Here is a 20,881-nt window from a genome sequence, read left to right on the forward strand (position 1 = left end):
GGAGGTTGTATCAACGATACCATTACGCATGTTGCGTCTTCAAGACTGCCTTTTGGAGGGGTTGGAAGTTCTGGAATGGGTCGTTATCATGGAGAGGCAAGTTTTAAGACGTTCACTTACGAAAAAAGCATGGTGAATCGCTCGACGAAAATTCACTTAAATCTTGTGTTCCCTCCGTACAAAGACAAGTTAAAATTAATTAAAAAGATTATGAAATAACAAATGATTTACAATTTCTAGTAATATCCTACACGACTTCCTATCAAATCTCTCATATGATATAGTAAATAGGAAGGGAGAGATGCTTATGTCATGTCTTGGAAATCTAGTATGGCTACTTTTTGGCGGGTTATGGGCCTCATTAATTTGGTGTTTGTTTGGCGTTCTCTGGTGTCTAACGATTGTTGGCATTCCGGTTGGTCTGCAATGCTTTAAGTTAGCTAAATTACAATTAGCTCCATTTGGTAAAGAGGTTGTGACAGTCAACAATGGAAGTGGGACTTTTGTTTTAAATATTTTATGGTTACTTTTTGGTGGGTTAGAAATGGCTTTAGTGAATTTAGTGAGTGCTTTAATGTTAGCTATTTCTATTGTTGGAATTCCATTCGCTTTTCAGGCCATTAAAATGGCAAAGTTATCTCTAATGCCGTTTGGTAAAGAAGTTATTTGATTTATTGGGACGATTTTGTTTAAAATCGTTCCATTTTTTTCATAATAAAATTGGTGATGTTATGGAAAAAAGAATCGTTTATATTGCATATTTAATTATTGCATTTGTTGTTTTTGATTTCTTTTATGGATTTACGGATTGGATTGCAAAGTGGCAGATGTGGAATTGGTATCTTATTATTTTACTCTTAACCATTGCTGCTTTATTGTTGATTAAATATAAACAAAATCAACGTAAATTAGCATTAGATGAGTATAGTAAGCAAAATGAAAGACGTCGACTACAGCTAAGCCAACTCGTTTTATTTGAGCAACTAGAGCATTTAAGTGATGAATCCTTTAACCAATTATTAAAATTATTTTATGAACTGAAGGGATATGAATCGGTTGAAGTAGCGACTAATCCGGCGACGCAAGGTTATGATTTGTTAATGTGGTCACAAGGTGAAAAAATCATTGTCAAGTGGTTTAAATGTGTTCCCTTAATCAAAGATTTATATACCGATCCAGCAGGATTAGAAATGTCAGTCGGTGATATCGTTGGGGTTAGTGACATTCGAGGTGTTTTAGGAGCGATGCAAGATTTTGATGTTCAAGCAGATCAAGCTATTGTCATTACAACAAGTGATTTTAATGATGAAGCGAAAGATTTTGCAAATCGGAATCACATTGAATTGCTAACCGGATATGAGTTTTACCATGAAATTGAAAACTTAAGGGAAAACGGAACGAGTCTCGTTTTAAATGTCAGTGAAATGGAACTCTAGGTCTGATTCATCCGCGATAGATTAGATATTTTGGGGATCGTCGTCTCACAAGAAGGGCTTAGTAAACATAGAAAATAACAACTAGAGGTAAAAGGAGGTGACGCCATGTTTTTAGCAGGTGTCGTCGTCGGAAGTTTGGTGACGTTAGTGATGGTTGCATTATATAGTTGTTTAGTCGTAGCGGGACGCGCCGATCGTCAGATGGAACAAATGATCAAACAAGATGAAAGATTTAAGGATAAATAATTTAAAGAGGACCTGGGTAAACTAGAATGATTCTAGAAAACCGAGGTCTTTTTTATGAAAATTCGTTTAGGTTATGTAGCTATTGCGCTAAAGTTAGATAAGGTTACAAGTTCATCACCTGTGACCTATAAAAAATATTCATCACTTTCTTCAAAGCGTGAGCAACTTAGTTTATTAACGCGCGTAACTAAATCAAATTTGCACGATTTGATTAAAATTTTAAATTATAACGCGAAACAAGAGATTCATTTTTACCGAATGACATCAAAATTAATTCCATTGGCCACCCATCAAGAGGTTCTATGGGATTATTCCAAAGTCATTCAGGAGGAATGTCAAGAAGTTGCAGATCTAATTAAGAAATATGACATGCGAGTCGATGCACACCCCGATCAGTTTAATGTTTTAAATAGTATCAATGAAGCAGTGATTGAAGCGTCGATTCAATCCCTTTTACATCAGTTGCATTTATTTGAGTTATTTGATATTAAGTCTCCTCAACTTGTTTTACATGTGGGGGGGAAAGCCGGTGGGAAAGAGGCGGCATTAGAGCGATTTATTCAAACATTTCATCGGCTACCACCAAATATTCAAAAGGCTTTAATCATTGAAAATGATGATAAAGTTTATTCAGCCGATGATGTTCTTAAGCTATGTCAAACCTTAAATATCCCCATGGTTCTTGATATTCATCATCATCGTTGCTATAACGAAGGGATAGAGCTTCAACCCCTTTTAGAATCCATTTTTAAAACGTGGGATCAAAATCCTTGGCCTCCTAAAGTTCATATTTCAAGTCCGAAAGAATTTGACACGGATCGTCGTCATTCAGATTATATTGAAATTGAGGATTTGCTTCGATTTATTGAGTTGGTTCAACCCCTTAATCAAGATCTAGATATTATGATTGAAGCAAAACAAAAAGATTTAGCCTTATATCGCCTCATACAGGATATAAAAGTTGCAAGACCACATTGGAAGTGGTTAGATGGGACAACCTTTGAAGTTTAATGGTGAAAACAGCACGAAAAGAAGTGCTGTTTTTTTGTATAAGCATCACAAGAGGGGATAGCTTTGGAAAATGATATGTGATTTAGAAGATAATCTTAGAACTAATGTTTGATAAACGTAGAAGTCCCTTTATTTTACGTATGACTTTTTGGTATAATAAAATAGATAAAGAATGTAGATAAAGGATGAAACATATGTATTTAAAAAGAATTGAAACAATTGGTTTTAAATCCTTTGCCGATAAAACTGTAGTCGAGTTTGAACGAGGCGTAACGGCTGTCGTAGGACCGAATGGATCAGGGAAGAGTAATATTTCAGATTCGATTCGTTGGGTACTCGGAGAGCAGTCGGCAAAAAGTTTACGTGGTGGGAAAATGGAAGATATTATCTTCGCCGGGACATCAACTCGTAAACCACTTAACTTTGCTGAAGTGACACTCGTTTTAGATAATAGTTGTCAAAGCTTACCGATTGATTATGATGAAGTAAGTATTACCCGTCGTGTTTATCGAACGGGGGATAGTGAATACTTAATTAATAAACAAAAAGTTCGTTTAAAAGATGTCATTGATTTGATTATGGATTCAGGGATTGGCCATGATTCGTTATCCATTATTTCTCAGGATAAAGTTAAAGCCATTGTCGAGGCAAGGGTTGAAGATCGCCGTGTGATTATTGAAGAGGCAGCAGGTGTTTTAAAGTATAAGATGCGTAAAAAAGAAGCAACGCGCAAACTTGAATCGACTAGTGATAATTTAAGTCGTGTTCAAGATATTATTTTTGAGTTAGAAGACCAAGTTGAACCCTTACGTAAGCAATCAGAAAAAGCTGAAAAGTACATGGTCTTAAAAAAGGAATGTAGTGAGTCAGAAATCAGTGTGTTAGCTTATGATATTAAAACGTTAAATGACCAAATGGAACGTTCAAAAAAAGAACGTAAAGAAGTGGAGTTTGAACATTTAAGTATTAATGGAAAGATTGCGACGGATGAGCGTCGAATGGATAATTTAAAGCAAACGCAACAAGCTCAAGAACAACAGTTAGAAGCCTTACAAACTGAGTTAGTTGAAACGTCAGAGTTAATTCAAAAATTACAAGGTCAACGAGATGTTTTAAAAGAACGTCATAAAAATGCCTCTTCAAATAAAGAGCAACTGACGGAACAACAGGTCGAACTTGAACAGCAGTTAGAACTAGCGACGAAGCAATTAGAACTAGCGACCAGTTCGATGAAAGAAACCGAATCCCGTTTATTAGCCAAACAAACACAGTTAAATCAAGTGACGGAAGAATATCAACACTTGGAGGAAAATTTAAAAACAGAATTAGAGTCCACGCGAGAGGCTTACTTTGAAGATGTTAATGAACTAGCTAGTGTTAAAAATCAATACATTTCGATTAATCAGCAAATTAAAAAGACAGAGGTGACGCTTGAACGCATTAGTGGTGATGAAAATAAATCGCTTATTGATCGTGAGACGTTGCGTCGTGAGCAAGAAGGATTTAAGCAAGAGTATGATAAATTAAGTGCACAATTAAAGGAGAAGCGTGAAGAGTATCAAACATTACAAAAAACGCATCAACATTCGTTAAAGCAATTAGAAATGGAGACAAATCGTTTTAGACAGTTAACGCATCAAGTCGATAAAATGATGAATCGTTTACAATGGCTAGAGGATGCTCAAAAAGATTTCTCAGGATTTAACGAAGGGGTAAAAAAAATCTTAAAGGCTCGTGAGCAAAATCAAATTAATGGGATTGAGGGAGCCGTTGCTGAACTAGTGTCTGTTCCTAAAGAACTTGAGTTGGCGATGGATGTGGTACTAGGTCCTGTTATGCAACAAATTGTGACAACAAGTGACGATGCTGCTAAAAATGCTATTGATTTCTTAAAGCGTCATCATGCGGGGCGTGCGACATTCTTACCTTTAAATGTTATTAAGTCTCGTGTGTTGCCAATGGATGTTTTAAATCGTATTCAAAATAATCAAGATGTTGTAGGTGTGGCTTCACAATTAGTGGGTTATGAAGAACGATATCGACAAATTGTTGAGAATATTTTAGGAAGTATTATTGTTACGAAAGATTTAAATGTGGCTAAAAATTTAGCAAAGCAATTGAATTATCGTTATCGTATTGTCACGCTTGAAGGAGACGTTATTAATGCAGGAGGAGCGATGACCGGAGGGGCTGTTAAACGTCAAGGTTCATCGTTATTACGTCAAAAAAATGAAATTGAAGATTGTCAAAAGAAAATTGCAGAGTTAAATGAAGAAGTCGAACAATCAAAAGGACTTCAACAAGAGTTACAAGAAGTCGTTAAAAATTCTGAAAAACAATTATCAAAACTTCAATCGGCTGGCGAACGTTTAAAAGATAAAATGTCGGAGACGAATCAACAAAAATTAGCGTTTGAATATCGTGAAAAAGCACAAAATGAACGTGACGAATTACTCCGAATTGAACGTCGTGAACATGAATCGGAGTATAAGCAATTAGTTGAAAAGAATAATGATTTAGCCGAATCGCGTTTAAGACTTGAAAATCGAATTGAATCAGCTAAAGGAATCATTGATACACTAGAAGAGCAACTTGAACAACAAGAAGAAATGAAAACTCAGTTGATGGAAGTTATGACGGAGTTAAAAGTTGAAGTGGCTAAACTTGAGACGGCTCTAACAAGTGAAATTGCGACTCATTATCGTTTGCAAGAGGAATCAGGCCAAGCAAAAGAACGTTTAGCAGAATTAATCAATCGATTAGAGCAAAGCGAACAAGAAATGCTTGGAAATGATGATGAAGTTATTTCACTTGAAACACAAATTGAGCAACAGAAAGAATCTCGTGAATCGATTGTTGAAAAAATTCAAGAACAACGTTTGACTTTAACAAAAGTCAGTCAAGAACTTGAGGTTTTAGAGCGTGAAGTAAGAGAAAGTCATAAAATTCATCAAAAAATGACGGAGTCAATTAATCAACTCGATGTTGCGATTGGAAAAGTTGATGTTGAGATGGATTTAATGATTAAAAAACTTGAAGAAGAACATCAAATGACGTTTGACTATGCGAATGAACATTATCCTTTAAAGGGAAGTATTGAAGAAGTTAAACAAAAAATTCGTAGCTTAAAAGGTCAAATTGCTTCACTCGGTGAGATCAATGTGGCTGCAATTGCCGAGTACCAACGAGTGAAAGAACGATACGAATTCTTAACGACACAACGCGATGATTTAATTGAAGCGAAAGCTAATTTAGAGGAAACGATTAATGAAATGGACCAAGAGATGACCATTAAATTTAAAGAAACCTTTGACTTGGTTCGTGTTGAGTACATTGAAATCTTTAAAAAATTATTCGGTGGTGGAACCGCTGATTTAGTGTTAACTGATCCTCACGATTTATTAAATACTGGGGTTGAAATCATTGCACAGCCACCTGGAACAAAGTTAAAAACTTCAAATTTATTATCAGGTGGACAAAAAGCCTTAACATCGATTGCCTTATTATTTGCCATTTTAAAAGTTCGTACGGTTCCGTTTTGTGTGCTCGATGAGGTTGAGGCTGCACTTGATGAAGCCAATGTTTCTCGTTATGCCAATTATTTAAAGGCATTTAGTAAAGAAACACAGTTCATCGTTATTACTCACCGTAAAGGAACGATGGAAAAAGCTGATGTATTATACGGAGTGACGATGCAAGAACGAGGGGTAACGAAACTCGTGTCAGTTCGTATGGATAATGTTTCAGATTATCTAGATGATGAAAAATAATAGTCATAGACCGTAAAATATGATAGAGTAGCATTAAAGTCATTTTGTATGACACGATATTATTAATTAATTGAGGTGAAGCCTGATGGGTTTATTTGATCGTCTAAAGTCGATGGTACTTGGAAAAAAAGAAGTCTCTGAGACAGAAATTCGTGCTCAGCAACATTATAAAGAAGGTATGAAAAAAACACGTGGTAACCTTTTAAAACAGTTACAGTCTGTTTTTTCAAGCTATAATGACATTAATGAAGAGATGTTTGAAGAGTTAGAAGAAATCTTCATTATGGCTGATATTGGTGTTAATACCGTGGTAGATTTCATTGATCAATTAAAAGAGACTGTACGCGAACATAATGTTACGGATCCAAAAGAATTACAGCGTATTATGGTCGATAAACTATTTGAAATTTACGTTAAAGGTGAGTTTGTGAACTCAAACTTACGTCTGAATAAAGAAGGATTAACTGTTATTTTATTTGTTGGGGTAAATGGGGTTGGAAAAACAACCTCAATTGCAAAAATTGCTCATCAATTAAAAGGAAAAGGAAAGTCTGTTTTATTAGCCGCAGGAGATACGTTCCGTGCAGGTGCAATTGAACAATTACAGGTTTGGGGAGACCGCATTGGGGTCGATGTGGTGTCATTAAGTGAAGGTTCAGACCCATCAGCCGTTATGTTTGATGCGATTAAAGAAGCGAAGGCTCGTAATGTTGATGTGTTATTATGTGATACGGCAGGACGTTTACAAAATAAAGTTAACTTAATGAAAGAGTTAGAAAAAATTAAACGCGTGATTGAACGTGAAGTTCCAGGAGCGCCTCATGATACATTATTAGTCATTGATGCAACAACAGGACAAAACGGAATGAATCAAGCGAAGGCGTTTTTAGAAGCGACAGATGTATCTGGAATTGTTTTAACAAAATTAGATGGAACAGCAAAAGGTGGAATTGTTTTAGCCATTCGAAATGAAATTGGGATTCCGATTAAATTTGTTGGTTTAGGAGAAAAAGCCGAAGATTTAGTTCACTTTGATATTGAACAATATATTTATGGATTATTTGCAGATTTATTTGAAAATGAAGCGGAGTAATTAGGTTTTTAGGTAGGGCTGAATAGATGGGTCTTGATAAGTTTGATGCAGTTGAAAACTTTTATCGGGACTATAGGTCTCTTTAGTATCAAAAGAGCTTAACGATTAAGTCTGATTATGAAATTATAAATTATCGTTTAGTTTGTATATAGAAGCTAGTGGGGGCATTGTGATGTTAGAAAAAGTCAATCGAATGAATGAACTGTATGATGCATATCAAGTATTATTAACATCAAAGCAGAAGACTTATCTTGAGCTTTATTACCAAGAAGATTTATCGTTGAGTGAAATTGCTGAACAATTTGAGGTAAGTCGTAATGCCGTGTTTGATAACATTAAACGAACAGAGAAATTGTTAGAAGATTATGAAACGAAGTTACAATTATTAAAAAAGCGTGAAATACGTGAAGAAATTTTAGATCAGATGCAAGTTCATACACAGGATGAGCAGATGATGAAGTGGATTAATGAGTTGCAACAACTCGATTTGGAGGTTTAATTTATGGCATTTGAAACATTATCAGAACGACTACAATCGGCCTTAAAAAGTGTCACACGTAAAGGAAAATTAACTGAAAAAGATGTTGACGTGATGATGCGTGAAGTACGCTTAGCGTTACTTGAAGCCGATGTTAATATTAAAGTTGTACGTGAATTTATTAATGAAGTTAAGGAAAAAGCTGTCGGAGAAGCTGTTTTAAAAAGCTTAACACCAGGGCAGCAAGTGATTAAGATTGTTAATGAAGAGTTAACGAAATTAATGGGGGATAGCGCGGCTGAGTTAAACTTTGGTCATGCTAAACCAGCTGTTTTTATGATGGTCGGATTACAAGGAGCCGGGAAAACGACACACACAGGAAAAATTTCAAGTTATTTACGTAAAAAAGAAAAGAAAAATCCATTATTAGTTGCCTGTGACGTGTATCGTCCTGCTGCCGTTGATCAGTTAAAAACAATCGGTAAGCAATTAAATATTCCGGTTTATGAAAAAGGAACATCAATGAACCCAGTTGATATCGCAAAAGAAGCGATGACTTATGCTCGTGAAAATGGTCATGATTTAGTCATTATCGATACAGCTGGACGTCTACATATTGATGAGCAATTAATGGATGAGTTAAAAAATATTAAAGAGCTTGTTAATCCACAAGAAATCTTATTAGTCGTTGATGCGATGACTGGACAAGATGCGGTTAATGTCGCTCAATCATTCCATGATCAATTGGATTTAACAGGGGTTGTGTTAACGAAGTTAGATGGTGATACTCGTGGTGGTGCTGCTTTATCAATTCGTAAAATTACTAATGTTCCAATTAAATTCATCGGTCTTGGTGAAAAATTAGATACATTAGAAGTCTTCCATCCAGAGCGTATGGCATCTCGTATTTTAGGAATGGGAGATGTTATGACCTTAATCGAACGTGCTCAAGAAAACTTCGATGAAGAAGAAAGCATGAAGTTAGCGGACAAAATGATGAATGCTACTTATGACTTTAATGATTTCTTAAAGCAAATGAAACAAATGAAAAAACTTGGAGCATTTGAAGATATTTTAAAAATGATTCCGGGTGTCGGAAACCAATTAAAAGATATTAATATTGATCCAAAACAAATGGCACGTGTTGAAGCGATTATTTACTCAATGACAGAGCAAGAGCGTAAAAATCCTGATTTAATTAATGCAAGTCGTAAGCAACGTATTGCAAAAGGTTGCGGATGTGATATTGCAGAAGTTAATCGTATGATTAAACAATTTACAGATATGCGTAAAATGATGAAGAAATTCTCAAGCATGGATCCACGACAGATGGAACGTATGGCCAATGCCTTGCAACGCGGAGGTAATCCAGGTGCAATGGGTGGCTTTGGAGGCATGATGGGACAAGGTAAAAAAGGAAAAGGTAAAGGTCGCGGTGGCTTCCGTTTCTAATATCGTTAAAAGAGAGTACTGAATTAGTGCTCTCTTTTTTGACATAAAAATTTAGATTTTACGAAAAATAAAAAATACGATTGATAAAGATAAGTCAGATTAATAAGAGAATATCATGTCGTCTAGATATTCCTCATATTCTCTAAAGTTAGATTTTTTGATGAAAAATCTATCATTTGGTTATCATAAGTTTATTGGTTAAAAACAGGAGGATGGATGATGAATAAAAAATGGTTAAACATCCTATTATCAATGGCAACTGCTTTAACGGTTGTGATGGGGTGTTCAAATGAAGAAGAAAAATCAGTATCAGTTGCTGAAACAATTGAAGTGACGGTGGCGCCTAAGTATGTATTTATGTTCATTGGAGATGGAATGTCACAGGTTCAGGTAAATGCTGCCCAAGTCTATACAGGAAATGATGGAGAGGGTGAAATCACAACTAATAATTTAAATTTTACAGCTTTTCCTACGGTTGGATTGGTCACGACACATAATTCAACGTCTTTCGTTCCAGACTCAGCCTCTACAGCTACAGCTTTATCTTCTGGTGTGAAAACGCATAGCGGAGTCATTGGGTTAGAAGCAAATAAAACGAAGGTAACAGAAAGCATCACTGAAAAATTAAAATTAGCAGGAAAAAAAATTGGAATTGTGACAACAGTCACGATTAATCATGCAACCCCTGCAGCGTATTATGCTCATGTTCCATCTCGAGGTGATTATTACGAGATTGCCACACAATTAGCAACATCTAACTTTGATTATTTTGGCGGAGGAAGCATTGCACAGCCAACGGGAAAAAATGAAGATGAACGAAATGTGTATGAGATCATTGAAGAAAATGGATATCAAGTAGCTAAGACGAAGGAAGATATTTTGGCGCTTGACTCCTCATCAGGTAAGGTATATGCTCAAAGTCCTGTGTTACAAGATTCAGGAGCCATGCCTTATGCCATTGATGCCAAAGAAGACGATTTAATGTTGGCTGATTTTGTCGAGAAAGGGATTAAAGTCCTAGATAACGAACAAGGATTTTTTATGATGGTAGAGTCAGGGAAAGTCGATTGGGCTTGTCATGCAAATGATGCCATGACGGCCATTGCTGAAGTGTTAGCTTTTGAAGATGCCGTTCAAGTGGCAATTGATTTTGCAAATGAGCATCCTGAAGAAACGTTAATTTTGGTGACCGGTGATCATGAAACAGGAGGAATGAGTATTGGATATGCTAAAACAGGTTATCATACAGCGTTTGAGTTGTTAAAGGCACAAAAAATGTCTTATGTTGCGTTTGATGAATTAATTAAAGATTTAAAAGCAAGCAACCCAAATTTAACGTTTGAGGATGTATATCCGATTATTAAAGAAAACTTTGGATTGATATCATCAGAAGATGAAGAGGCTACTCATGGAGAAAAGGCATTGTTTGTCATGTCGGATGATGAGTTGAAGAAATTAAAGGCTGGCTTTGAAGAGTCGATGAAAAATAAGGATGATCGGGATCAAACTGAGGAGGCTCAAATTTTATATGGCGGATATGATCCACTATCGGTTAGCTTAACTCATCTTTTAAATAATAAAGCAGGTATTGGTTGGACATCTTATGCGCATACAGGAGCACCGGTTGCGATTTATGCGAGAGGTGTTGGAGCTGAATTGTTTAGTGGATTTTACGATAATGTGGATGTCTTTCATAAATTAGTTGAAATTTGTCAGGTAGATTAAGTGAAGGAGTCAGCAGTGTGAAGCGTAAAGAGATAGTATTTGTTAGTGTTTTTGTTTTGTTGTTAGCGATTCTTTGGTTTTTACCAACAGGTTATGAACAGCAGATTTATATTAATTCATCAGGCGTTAAAGCAACCGTGAGATCTGTCAATAACAGTGGGGTTTACACGACTGGATTACTTAATCAGGGGGATCAGCGATGCGAAATTGAAATTTTAAGTGGAGCACATAAAGGTGAAATCGTTGAAGGAATGAATCTTTTAACGGGAAAACTAGAAGTCGATAAGTTATATGAAGTCGGAGATAAGGTATGGACGTTGATTGAGCAAAATTCATCAGGTCAAGTCATATTTGCTAATTTAATTGATTATTATCGATTGGACGAACAACTGATTTTAGTTGGTTGTTTTATCTTCTTACTCATTATGGTTTCTGGATTTACCGGGGTTCGGACGTTATTGTCTTTTGCTTTTGCATTACTGAGCATTTGTAAAATCTTAATTCCGTCCTTATTAAGAGGTTGGAATCCACTTTTTATGGCTTTAATGGTGGGGAATTTATTAACCATCGTGACGTTGTTATTAGTAGCAGGCTGGACCAAAAAGGCTTATACAGCCATAGCAAGTTCGATGATTTGTTCTTTTTTGACTTGTTTATTAGCGGTATGGTTTGGAAGATTATTTAATATTGATGGAGCGGTAATGGATTGGTCAGAATCGCTTTTGTATGCAGGTTATCAAAATTTGGATTTAGACGGTATTTTTCAAGCGGGTATTTATTTAGCATGTTCGGGTGCCGTTCTAGATTTAGCCATTGATATTTCAGCGGCACTTGAGGAGGTGTTAAAGCATCATCCGACCATCAAACGCACTGCCTTAATTAAATCGGGACTTACAATTGGAAAGTCAGTTATTGGGAGTCAAATGACGACCTTGCTGTTGGCTTATATGGGAAGTTACATTACGATTTTAATGGTTTATTTAGCACAAGGAACGCCTTTGTTATCCATTTTAAATTCTCAAAAGATTTCAGCTGAAATTTTGCACACGTTTATTGGATGTATGGGACTGGTGCTGGTTTCTCCTTTAACTGCTTTGATTTGTGGAGTTTTTTATTGTCCTATATCAAGAAAGAAACAAGAAGAATTAGTGATGGAACTAACTCAATAAAAAAGTATCGAATCCTTCTTGAGGACTCGATACTTTTCATTTTTAGCGGATGCTTCGTTGGGAATTATAATGGTTATAGTAATCGTCTTCAGCTGCTTGATCGCGTTGTGCATATAATAATTGAGGGTCTAAGTCTACGACACGTGTTTTGAAAATTAAATCATGTATCGTTCGTTTATCCTTTCGTTCGCTGATCATATAAAAGCTAGCCAAATGGGTGATACCGAAAGAAAAGTATAGGGATAAGTATTTAAAAAGTTCTCGAAGATGAATTTGCCACCAAGTGAGTTCTTTCTCATCTTTTATCATAACCGGTTTAATTTTCATTAATTTTTTTCCAATCGTTTGTCCATGATTTAAGCTAGGAAATAAGATGGCCATGACATAAAAGACAATGATAACCACAGGGTATTGAATCGGCCCTGTTAGTGCCAAAATAAGAATAAACATAAGACCAATCGTCATCGATAAATCCAAAGCATGGGCATTCATTCGTTTTTTAAATGGAGCAAGATAATAACTTTCTTTCATTACAATCACTCTCTTTTTACCAATTTTTAGATATTATAACACGCTTTCATTGGGTAGTAAAGATAAAAAAATAAGCCGCCTAGGGGGGTGGCGGCTTATTCATTCATACTTTGACCATATGTGAAAGGGAGAGGAGAAGTATGATAGAAGAATAGGGGGGATTATTTTACTGTAACCTCTCGGCTACACTAATAATATTGACCATCTTTTTATTTTCTATACGTTTATTTTAAAAATAGATAAGAGTTTTTGTCGTTCCTTTAAGGGATTATAAGATAATTGACAAAACAGAGTGTTTTATAAGTTATTCTCTAGCTTCAAAGATCGATGACATTGTAGAAGATACTTAATTTTGGAGAAATAATCATTGGAGGGGAGTAGATTAGGGGGGTGTTAGGAAATTATATTTGTTGATTGAAAAAGAAAAAAGATATTAGAAATTCATCTAACATCTTTTGGTTATAATATTAATTTTTAATTTAGATTATCCAAGCCCGACAAATAAAATAGCCATATAAGCTAAAGGAATTAGATTTAAGACAAGTCCGGCAATTCCAATCCATTTTTTTTCTGGCTTTAAAGATAAAGAGAAGGCAGCTAGAGCAACCCCCATAACTGCTAATAGGATAACAGCGATCATTGAATTAATTAAAGAAGTGAATAACACTACGTTTAATGAACATCCGATAATAAGACTTGATAGTCCGATAATTTGAGAATAAGCTTTCATCGTTTAGTAACCTCCTTGTTGATGATATAAAAGATTTAGATAAATCAAATATGAGAGTAAATATACATTTGCTAAAAATCTTTAATAGATGCATTAAAGGGGAAATAAAAGCACATAAATTAACATTCTTGTTGGATAGACTAATCAGTCTTTGGTATAGAAAGGTTAATTGGTCCAGTTTTTTATTTATTCCTAGCAATTATACTTTGCTTTTCAAATCACTTTTAATATATCACGTTAATATTAAGTTTGAGATTATTTAACGTAAACAAGCTGAAATTATACGTAAATATCTTTTTTATGGTATTTAAGCTAATTTTATATAATTTTTCCAAATTATATTTTTGATAAAGGGAATATGAATTGAAGTTATTCAGATTAAAAACTCTGTCATTGGAAATCGATGCAATCGTAATAGTTTGAAGATGATCATTAAAAAGGTGTTTTAATTAAAACATTAGGATTTTAAAATACTATAAAATTAGTAAACTTTATTGAAAAGATAGAAGTGAATTGATCGCAATAGATTTAAAGAAATATATTTTGTTGATTTTTCGACCTTCTAACATTAAAATTAAAAGAGTATTCGTCAGATTAAAAGTTTGAGTTAGATAATTCTTAACATTAATAGTAAGAGAGATTAAGATAGAGCGCTAACTGTAACTAGACATTTTTAATGAACTTTCCCGCTAGTCATGATGGAGTTACTCCAGATAATAAAAGATGATAAGTTCAATTACATTTTAATAATGAGATAAAATAGAAAAATATTAGGAAGTGATAAAATGCGAGTCGTAGCCGGAACATTAAAAGGAAGAAGCATCAAAGCAGTAAAAGGTACGAATACTCGACCAACGACTGATAAAGTAAAGGAAAGTATTTTTAATATTATTGGCCCATATTTTGATGGTGGAATCGCTCTTGATTTATTTGGTGGAAGTGGAAATTTAGGAATCGAGTCATTAAGTCGAGGAATTGATAAAGTCATTTTTGTCGATCGAGAAACGATTGCTATTAACACGATTAAAGAAAATGTTAAAGATTTACGAATTGAAGATTGCGTCGAAATTTATCGTAATGATTATTTTAGAGCGTTAAAGGCGTTAGTCAAGCGAGACATTCAGTTTGATTTAATTTTATTAGATCCACCTTATAAGGGACAGAAAATTAATGAGATTATTGAGTTTGTAAATGAACACAACCTATTAGCATCTGGGGGAATCATTATGGCGGAGTGCTTAAAAGAAGATGAATTGCATGAGATGATAGGGGATATCAAACAAGTTAAACGTGAAATTTATGGCATCACATCCATTACGATTTATCATCGTGATTAATCCTTTGTAAGGATGATAGTGGAGGAATAGCAGTTATGAAAAAGATTGGAATTTATCCAGGAACGTTTGATCCTGTTACCAATGGTCATTTAGATATCATTGGTCGTGGATATGAATTATTTGATTATTTATATATCGCTGTTGCTGAAAATATTAATAAAAAAACATTGTTTACGGTCGAGGAACGTGTTGACATGTTAAAAAAAGCAACCAAACATTTAGAACGTGTTGAAGTCGTTGTTTGTGCTGATGCGTTAGTAGTTGATTTTGCTAATCAACTTGGTGCTAAAACGATTTTACGTGGATTACGAGCGGTAACGGATTTTGAATATGAGTTTCAAATTGCAACGACGAATAAACGATTACAACCTAATATTGAAACAGTGTTTTTAATGACGCGTGCTGAAAACATGTTTTTATCATCCTCTACGACAAAAGAAGTTGCTAGATTTGGTGGAGATGTTTCAAGCTTTGTTCCTGAGTTTGTGCAAGAGGCATTAAAGAAAAAATTTAATAAATAATTTAATAAATAATGAATGGATAAAACCAGCGTTTAAGAACAATGGTTTTATCTTTTTTTTTAGACATTTGTTCTTATTTGCTAATAATCGACTCGATGGTTTCATATAGTGAAATGTTTAGCGACAAAAGACTTATTTAGGCTAAATCAGTATCTATTTATGAATTTCTCTCATAGATTATATGAGAAGAACAGTAAGGTGAAATAGCAAGAGAGGGGAAAAGAACATATGCCTTTAAAAAGTTATGATGATGGTAAAACGCACCGTGCCACTGTTTCTAAACTTATTTATCCTAATCAAGTGTTCACGTTAGAAGAAATTAATCGTTTCTTCAATGGAAAGAATGGAAATCCAACTTACGTGGTTGTCAATGGGTTAGTATTTGATATTACCGATCGTTTGAATGATTTTTACGAAGAGTTTGGATATATTGATGAAGTTAAAACAGAAATTAATGATTGTCACTTAGGCAAAGTTAAAATGCTGGTGAACGAAACAAATTTAGTCGGGTATATTAAACACAAATAAAGCAAAAAGATGAAGGAGTTTTCCCTCATCTTTTTGCTTTTTTATAACGATCCATCTGATGAATGATAAGTTGTAGAGGTTTAAGAATCAGATATGAAATCATGAATCCAAGTGTTAATTTAACAAAAGGATTTAGAATGAATAACGGATGAAATCCGACTTGTAAAAATACATCATCTGTTTGCTCGAGGTATTGATAGCCAAATAGGACGATCAGAGCGCTACTTATACCGTGTACGCATCGCATGAATAAGTACTTGATGTAAGAAACGCTTAAATTTTTAGCGAACATAAAGGTTTGAGTGTGAATTGAAAGCCCTGTAAAGCTCACAATAAAGGCAGTTAAAATCAGTTTCGTTTTAAATGGGAAAGAAGCTGAGGCAACTTTTGTCACACCTTGTGTAAACTCGAGCAGTCCTGCAAAGAATGGCTCAATCGTGTTGATGTTCATAGAAGATAAAATAGGTGCTAACAGTTGATCGAACCACTCAATTAAGTGAATGATGTTAAAAGCTTCTGAGACAATGTAGAAAAAGACGATAATTCCACCCACACGTAATAAGGTTTGAATGCTACTTTCAATACAGTCGATTAAAATAGTAGCAAAGGATTGTGTTGGATATTCGATATTAAGTGTTTTAGAAGAGGTCGTCTTAAAATAGGGATAACACAGAATAAAAACAGTGATAGACCCAAGAAGATGACTCGTTAATAACAGATATCCTATTTGTGTCGATTGATAAAGGACAACTCCGATTGTTCCAATGATAAAGAGTGGACTTGAAAAGTTACAAAAATAAAGAAGTCCAGTTAGCTCTCGTTCGGAAATCAGATGCTTATCATAGTACTCACGTGCCATTTTCGGCCCTGATGGATTTCCACTAATGAAGCTCATGAACATCACAAAGAAGGATAAAGGCGAAATTTTAAGAACCGATTTGAAAATGGGTGCGAATAATTTTCCAATCATTTGAGGCACTTGATAGTAAATCATCAAGCGAGTGAGCACAAAGAATGGAAAGAGAGCGGGAACTACTTTTTCAGCCCATGTTAAGAGTCCAGTTTTTGTCGAGGCAATAATAGGAGCGGGATAAAGCAGTAATAAAACTAGAAATAATAATAACACAACAGATTTCATTATATTTTTCATTTTTCTTCACCTATAATGAATGTATTATTTAAGTTAAGCAAATATGTATTAAATCTGATGCCAAGAGTCAACTTTTAAACAAGTAGACAGATAATTTGGCATATGATATACTATATTTATTGATAATAGTTATCAATAAAAAGAAGGGGGCCAAGAGAATGGATTTATCGACATTAAAAATAGGTGAAACGGCTGTCATTCTTGAATTTAATGGGATTTCTGATAGTTTTAGTCGTCGTCTTTATGATGTAGGGATTTCAATTGGTTCTGAAGTGACGATGTTGAATGTGTTAAACTTTGGACAATTATTTTATATATCAATCGAAGATGTTGATTTTTGCATCCGTGTTGAAGATGCGAAAAAAATTAAAATAGAAAAAATATCATGAGGATGAGAGTAGAGGTGAAAAAATGAGATACATGTTAATAGGAAATCCAAATGTAGGGAAGACCACTTTATTTAATAATTTAACGGGTTCGAATGCTCATGTTGGAAACTGGAGTGGGGTAACGGTTGACAAGCTAGAGGGAAGTATTAAGAAAACGGATGACGTTTTAATCGATCTTCCTGGAACTTATAGTGTGACTCCAAGTAGTGAAGACGAGGGAGTTGTGACATTTGCCATTTTAAATGAAGATTACAATGGATTTTTAAATATTGTAGATGCCACACACTTAAAGCGTAATTTACATTTGACGATTCAGTTGTTAGAAGCTGGCGTTCCAATGACCATTGCGATGAATATGATGGATGCCTTAAATAGAAAAGGATTGCAATTAAATGTAGAAAAGTTACAAGCGTTGATTGGTGTGCCAATTTCATTAATTTCCGCCCGTAAAAATCAAGGAATGGATGACTTAATTAGCGTGTTACCTACATCAAGTTCAAAGGTAGCCTTTAATTTGTATTATGGTGTGGAAGTTGAGAGTGCGATTAGTAAAATTAGTGCGTTACTTGATTCAACACCTACTCATTTGGATTCACGTTGGATTGCGATTCAAATTTTAGAAGGAAATGAAGGGATTTTTAGTCATTTATCTTTATCACATGCGGATGAGATTCGACAGGTGGTTGCTAAAACAGAGCAAATCATTATCGAAAAAGAAATTGCCCTATCATTAAAAGGAGCCATTTTTAATAAACGACGTGAGTTTATTTATAAGGTATATCAAGAATCGATGGAAGTAATTCCAGGGTTTCAACCGGATGTGAAGCCGAAGTTAACGAGTGTTGATCGCATTTTAACGCATCCAATTTGGGGAGCTATCATCTTCTTTATTTTTATGCTTCTCATTTATTCGATTACATTTGATTTAGTTGGAAATCGTATTTCGGATGGATTTGATGGCGTTTTAAATGATTGGATTATCCCACAAATCGAGAATTTATTAGTGATGCTAGGGGCCTCACCTGATGGATTTATTTACGGTGCCATAATAGATGGTCTTGTAGCTGGGGTTGGTGGTGTGATTATATTCTTACCTCAAATTTTAATTTTGTTCTTCTGTTTATCGTTAATGGAGGCAACAGGTTACATGGCACGTGTGGCGATTGTGATGGATTATATTTTCTCTCGCTTTGGATTAAATGGAAAAGCCATTGTTCCCTTAGTCACAGGATTTGGATGTAACGTTCCCGCTATTATGGCGACTCGTACGATTCCAGATCGTTCAGAACGTATTAAAACGATGATGATTATTCCATTTATGTCATGTTCAGCTCGTTTACCGGTTTATGTTTTATTCGTGGGAATGTTTTTTAGTCGTTTTCAGTCGTTAATTATCATGGCCCTTTATTTACTAGGCATTATCATCGCTTTATTAAGTGCTAAATTATTATCGGTCTCGATGTTTAAGAAAACAGAAACGAATTTTATTTTAGAAATTCCACCGTATCGTGTGCCACAATTTAAAAATTTATTAAATCAAACGTTAAATCGTGGAAGTGACTTCTTACATACTGCAGGGAAATTTATTATTTTAGGTTCAATTATTATGTGGATCTTAAATGAGATGGGGCCAGCCGGCCTACATGTTTCAGGTGACGAGAGTTATTTAGCGATACTCGGTGGTGTCTTAGCTCCTTTGTTTTTACCTCTTGGATTTGGAACTTGGCAAGCTGCGAGTAGTTTAGTGGTCGGATTCTTAGCCAAAGAACTTGTGGCTTCATCTATGCTTATTATCTGTGGTGGTGAAGCGGGACTAATGAACTTATTTACGCCACTTCAAGCATTTTCTTTCTTAGTGTTCTCACTCCTTTACATCCCATGTTTATCGACCGTTGGGGTAATGTATCAAGAAACAAAATCGGCGAAGACGACGATGATGATGGTTGGCTTTGGATTGATTGTGGCTTATGTTGTGACGTTTGTCTTTTATCAAATAGGTCATTTTATATTTTAAACTGAAGTAAAAAAGCACTGAAACTGTAAGTTTCAGTGCTTTTTTTATTGCATTGATGAAATTAAGATGATGGTTGAAAATAAGTTTTGGAATAAATGAACGCCGATAGAATACCAGATGTTTTGATTTTTATAGTACGCATATCCAAGAGCAAATCCCATGGCAATATAAGGAATAGCATAAATAAAATCACCTGCGGAAATAACGTGAATCATTCCAAATAAGAAACTACTGAGGGCAATGCCAATCCATGGACGATTTAAGAAACCTTTCATAATCGTATAACGGAACACGACTTCTTCGACTAATGGGGCAAATAAGACGGTTGTGATTCCCATCAACACTGGATAGATGTTCATACATTGTTCAATGGCTTGTTGATTGACTGATGATTCCTCAGATTGCGTGATCGCCATCACAATTAAATTTGCTAAAATGGAGCAACCCCATAAAATAATCCACCCCACTAAAACAGCACGAAGATATTTTCCAGTGGATTTGATTTCCTTTAATTCAGTTAATAATTCTTTTCCAAACAATAATAATGTAATCGCGACTAAAACTAGATAGGAAACAAGATTCGTATAAACTTGTAAAGCAATTGGATCTGAGATATTAAATAGAGCTGAAATTCCATATAGCGTGACGTATGGTAGTAAAAACATCACAAATACGTATGAAAAAATGAGTAAAACGGATTTAGATTGACGTAAATTCATCTGACACCTCCAAAAAATGTTTTAATTATGGATTATTATAGCATACCGAATTTTAAAAAGAAACTGTTCGGGTCTTGATTCAGTCTATGTTTTGAGAGGTGAAAATATATGATGATTCATAAAAAGAATGGATTTTCCTTCAGGTGCAATCACACAACTTTTCAAAATATGACAACTTAGCTAATTTAGAAAATTTCAAATACCGGATGAGGGGATTTAGAGTTTTTTTCACAAACAGTAGGTCAGAATGAGTGGCTATTTTCGCCAAAAGAATCAGAGGAGTGATAAGATATTTGCGAAAGAGAGTGAACTTTTTAAGTCAAAATGCAAATTATCCGCCTAAGGGTATAATAACTTTTCATTTTTAAAAATATAGTGTGTTAGAGGGGCGTTATGCTCATCAGGAGCTTTATTTGAGGAGGATAAAACATGAGGGTGATTGATCGGATTTTAAAACCGGATCCTTATACTCATATTCCGGGAAAAAAAGAGTTAGCTTTAACTGTGGATGTCATGGAATACAATAATTCAAATTTTGTTTATATTCCACTGACTAATCATACAAGTTTAAATTGTAAAGCC

19 protein-coding genes and 1 pseudogene are annotated in these 20,881 nt (G+C 34.7%); 16 read left to right on the top strand and 4 right to left on the bottom strand.

From position 1 onward, the window contains the following. The 11 genes and pseudogenes from QWC74_RS09235 to QWC74_RS09285 all read left to right on the top strand — a co-directional run. Window positions 1–219 (top strand): annotated as a pseudogene (locus QWC74_RS09235) (aldehyde dehydrogenase); the annotation flags it as partial. A gap of 88 nt (window positions 220–307) precedes the next feature. Beyond that, window positions 308–670 carry a YccF domain-containing protein gene (locus tag QWC74_RS09240; protein ID WP_006783816.1) on the top strand — a complete coding sequence of 121 codons (363 nt, stop codon included), beginning with the start codon at window positions 308–310 and terminating at the stop codon, window positions 668–670. A 61-nt stretch (window positions 671–731) separates the two neighbouring features. Continuing rightward, on the top strand, window positions 732–1,436 hold the full coding sequence (locus QWC74_RS09245; protein WP_006783815.1) for a restriction endonuclease: 705 nt from the start codon (window positions 732–734) through the stop codon (window positions 1,434–1,436). A gap of 105 nt (window positions 1,437–1,541) precedes the next feature. Then, window positions 1,542–1,682, top strand: coding sequence for a hypothetical protein (locus QWC74_RS09250; RefSeq protein WP_006783814.1), 141 nt, complete (start codon window positions 1,542–1,544; stop codon window positions 1,680–1,682). A gap of 54 nt (window positions 1,683–1,736) precedes the next feature. Continuing rightward, complete coding sequence (gene uvsE, locus QWC74_RS09255) at window positions 1,737–2,693, top strand: UV DNA damage repair endonuclease UvsE (RefSeq protein WP_006783813.1); 957 nt, start codon at window positions 1,737–1,739, stop codon at window positions 2,691–2,693. A 194-nt stretch (window positions 2,694–2,887) separates the two neighbouring features. Next, a complete protein-coding gene (gene smc / locus QWC74_RS09260; protein WP_006783812.1) occupies window positions 2,888–6,463 on the top strand; it encodes a chromosome segregation protein SMC in 3,576 nt (1,191 codons plus the stop codon). 85 nt (window positions 6,464–6,548) lie between these two features. Continuing rightward, the gene (gene ftsY, locus QWC74_RS09265; protein ID WP_006783811.1) at window positions 6,549–7,556 is read left to right on the top strand and encodes a signal recognition particle-docking protein FtsY; all 1,008 of its coding nucleotides are present in this window, start codon (window positions 6,549–6,551) and stop codon (window positions 7,554–7,556) included. Window positions 7,557–7,728: 172 nt separating this feature from the next. Then, window positions 7,729–8,055, top strand: coding sequence for a putative DNA-binding protein (locus QWC74_RS09270; protein WP_006783810.1), 327 nt, complete (start codon window positions 7,729–7,731; stop codon window positions 8,053–8,055). A 3-nt stretch (window positions 8,056–8,058) separates the two neighbouring features. Then, complete coding sequence (gene ffh, locus QWC74_RS09275; protein ID WP_006783809.1) at window positions 8,059–9,486, top strand: signal recognition particle protein; 1,428 nt, start codon at window positions 8,059–8,061, stop codon at window positions 9,484–9,486. A gap of 219 nt (window positions 9,487–9,705) precedes the next feature. Beyond that, window positions 9,706–11,211 carry an alkaline phosphatase gene (locus QWC74_RS09280; protein ID WP_040763755.1) on the top strand — a complete coding sequence of 502 codons (1,506 nt, stop codon included), beginning with the start codon at window positions 9,706–9,708 and terminating at the stop codon, window positions 11,209–11,211. 17 nt (window positions 11,212–11,228) lie between these two features. Continuing rightward, entirely contained in the window at window positions 11,229–12,380 is a 1,152-nt protein-coding gene (locus QWC74_RS09285; protein ID WP_006783807.1) for a YibE/F family protein, read from the top strand. A gap of 42 nt (window positions 12,381–12,422) precedes the next feature. Here the strand turns inward: QWC74_RS09285 and QWC74_RS09290 are convergent, their stop codons facing one another. Further along, the gene (locus tag QWC74_RS09290; protein WP_006783806.1) at window positions 12,423–12,911 is read right to left on the bottom strand and encodes an RDD family protein; all 489 of its coding nucleotides are present in this window, start codon (window positions 12,909–12,911) and stop codon (window positions 12,423–12,425) included. Between the two features lie 484 nt (window positions 12,912–13,395). Continuing rightward, complete coding sequence (locus QWC74_RS09295) at window positions 13,396–13,641, bottom strand: hypothetical protein (RefSeq protein WP_006783805.1); 246 nt, start codon at window positions 13,639–13,641, stop codon at window positions 13,396–13,398. A gap of 785 nt (window positions 13,642–14,426) precedes the next feature. On the opposite strand from QWC74_RS09295, the gene rsmD reads away from it, so the two are divergent. From rsmD to QWC74_RS09310, 3 genes are all read left to right on the top strand, one after another. Beyond that, window positions 14,427–14,978: a 16S rRNA (guanine(966)-N(2))-methyltransferase RsmD gene (gene rsmD, locus QWC74_RS09300; protein ID WP_006783804.1), complete on the top strand. Its 552-nt coding sequence runs from the start codon at window positions 14,427–14,429 to the stop codon at window positions 14,976–14,978. Between the two features lie 35 nt (window positions 14,979–15,013). Then, the gene (gene coaD, locus QWC74_RS09305) at window positions 15,014–15,499 is read left to right on the top strand and encodes a pantetheine-phosphate adenylyltransferase (protein ID WP_006783803.1); all 486 of its coding nucleotides are present in this window, start codon (window positions 15,014–15,016) and stop codon (window positions 15,497–15,499) included. Between the two features lie 228 nt (window positions 15,500–15,727). After that, window positions 15,728–16,027 carry a hypothetical protein gene (locus QWC74_RS09310; RefSeq protein WP_006783802.1) on the top strand — a complete coding sequence of 100 codons (300 nt, stop codon included), beginning with the start codon at window positions 15,728–15,730 and terminating at the stop codon, window positions 16,025–16,027. A gap of 25 nt (window positions 16,028–16,052) precedes the next feature. On the opposite strand, the gene QWC74_RS09315 is transcribed toward QWC74_RS09310, so the two are convergent. Beyond that, window positions 16,053–17,177: a nucleoside recognition domain-containing protein gene (locus tag QWC74_RS09315; RefSeq protein WP_006783801.1), complete on the bottom strand. Its 1,125-nt coding sequence runs from the start codon at window positions 17,175–17,177 to the stop codon at window positions 16,053–16,055. A gap of 158 nt (window positions 17,178–17,335) precedes the next feature. Between QWC74_RS09315 and QWC74_RS09320 the strand changes: the two genes are divergently transcribed. Both QWC74_RS09320 and feoB read left to right on the top strand, forming a co-directional pair. Then, window positions 17,336–17,566 carry a FeoA family protein gene (locus QWC74_RS09320; RefSeq protein ID WP_006783800.1) on the top strand — a complete coding sequence of 77 codons (231 nt, stop codon included), beginning with the start codon at window positions 17,336–17,338 and terminating at the stop codon, window positions 17,564–17,566. A 22-nt stretch (window positions 17,567–17,588) separates the two neighbouring features. Then, window positions 17,589–19,580, top strand: coding sequence for a ferrous iron transport protein B (gene feoB, locus QWC74_RS09325; RefSeq protein ID WP_006783799.1), 1,992 nt, complete (start codon window positions 17,589–17,591; stop codon window positions 19,578–19,580). Window positions 19,581–19,624: 44 nt separating this feature from the next. On the opposite strand, the gene QWC74_RS09330 is transcribed toward feoB, so the two are convergent. Beyond that, complete coding sequence (locus tag QWC74_RS09330) at window positions 19,625–20,299, bottom strand: CPBP family intramembrane glutamic endopeptidase (RefSeq protein WP_288993992.1); 675 nt, start codon at window positions 20,297–20,299, stop codon at window positions 19,625–19,627. Between the last annotated feature and the right edge of the window lie 582 nt (window positions 20,300–20,881).

This window comes from uncultured Turicibacter sp. (assembly GCF_938044715.1).
In the GTDB taxonomy this organism is placed as follows: domain Bacteria; phylum Bacillota_I; class Bacilli_A; order MOL361; family Turicibacteraceae; genus Turicibacter; species Turicibacter sanguinis.

Excerpts from the sequence above, each read along its gene's own strand:
- ftsY (WP_006783811.1), top strand. The coding sequence starts at position 6,549 with ATGGGTTTATTTGATCGTCTAAAGTCGATGGTACTTGGAAAAAAAGAA.
- QWC74_RS09270 (WP_006783810.1), top strand. The coding sequence starts at position 7,729 with ATGTTAGAAAAAGTCAATCGAATGAATGAACTGTATGATGCATATCAA.
- QWC74_RS09310 (WP_006783802.1), top strand. The coding sequence starts at position 15,728 with ATGCCTTTAAAAAGTTATGATGATGGTAAAACGCACCGTGCCACTGTT.
- QWC74_RS09315 (WP_006783801.1), bottom strand. The coding sequence starts at position 17,177 with ATGAAAAATATAATGAAATCTGTTGTGTTATTATTATTTCTAGTTTTA.
- QWC74_RS09245 (WP_006783815.1), top strand. The coding sequence starts at position 732 with ATGGAAAAAAGAATCGTTTATATTGCATATTTAATTATTGCATTTGTT.
- rsmD (WP_006783804.1), top strand. The coding sequence starts at position 14,427 with ATGCGAGTCGTAGCCGGAACATTAAAAGGAAGAAGCATCAAAGCAGTA.
- QWC74_RS09320 (WP_006783800.1), top strand. The coding sequence starts at position 17,336 with ATGGATTTATCGACATTAAAAATAGGTGAAACGGCTGTCATTCTTGAA.
- QWC74_RS09250 (WP_006783814.1), top strand. The coding sequence starts at position 1,542 with ATGTTTTTAGCAGGTGTCGTCGTCGGAAGTTTGGTGACGTTAGTGATG.
- ffh (WP_006783809.1), top strand. The coding sequence starts at position 8,059 with ATGGCATTTGAAACATTATCAGAACGACTACAATCGGCCTTAAAAAGT.
- QWC74_RS09240 (WP_006783816.1), top strand. The coding sequence starts at position 308 with ATGTCATGTCTTGGAAATCTAGTATGGCTACTTTTTGGCGGGTTATGG.
- uvsE (WP_006783813.1), top strand. The coding sequence starts at position 1,737 with ATGAAAATTCGTTTAGGTTATGTAGCTATTGCGCTAAAGTTAGATAAG.
- feoB (WP_006783799.1), top strand. The coding sequence starts at position 17,589 with ATGAGATACATGTTAATAGGAAATCCAAATGTAGGGAAGACCACTTTA.
- smc (WP_006783812.1), top strand. The coding sequence starts at position 2,888 with ATGTATTTAAAAAGAATTGAAACAATTGGTTTTAAATCCTTTGCCGAT.
- QWC74_RS09290 (WP_006783806.1), bottom strand. The coding sequence starts at position 12,911 with ATGAAAGAAAGTTATTATCTTGCTCCATTTAAAAAACGAATGAATGCC.
- QWC74_RS09295 (WP_006783805.1), bottom strand. The coding sequence starts at position 13,641 with ATGAAAGCTTATTCTCAAATTATCGGACTATCAAGTCTTATTATCGGA.
- QWC74_RS09280 (WP_040763755.1), top strand. The coding sequence starts at position 9,706 with ATGAATAAAAAATGGTTAAACATCCTATTATCAATGGCAACTGCTTTA.
- coaD (WP_006783803.1), top strand. The coding sequence starts at position 15,014 with ATGAAAAAGATTGGAATTTATCCAGGAACGTTTGATCCTGTTACCAAT.
- QWC74_RS09330 (WP_288993992.1), bottom strand. The coding sequence starts at position 20,299 with ATGAATTTACGTCAATCTAAATCCGTTTTACTCATTTTTTCATACGTA.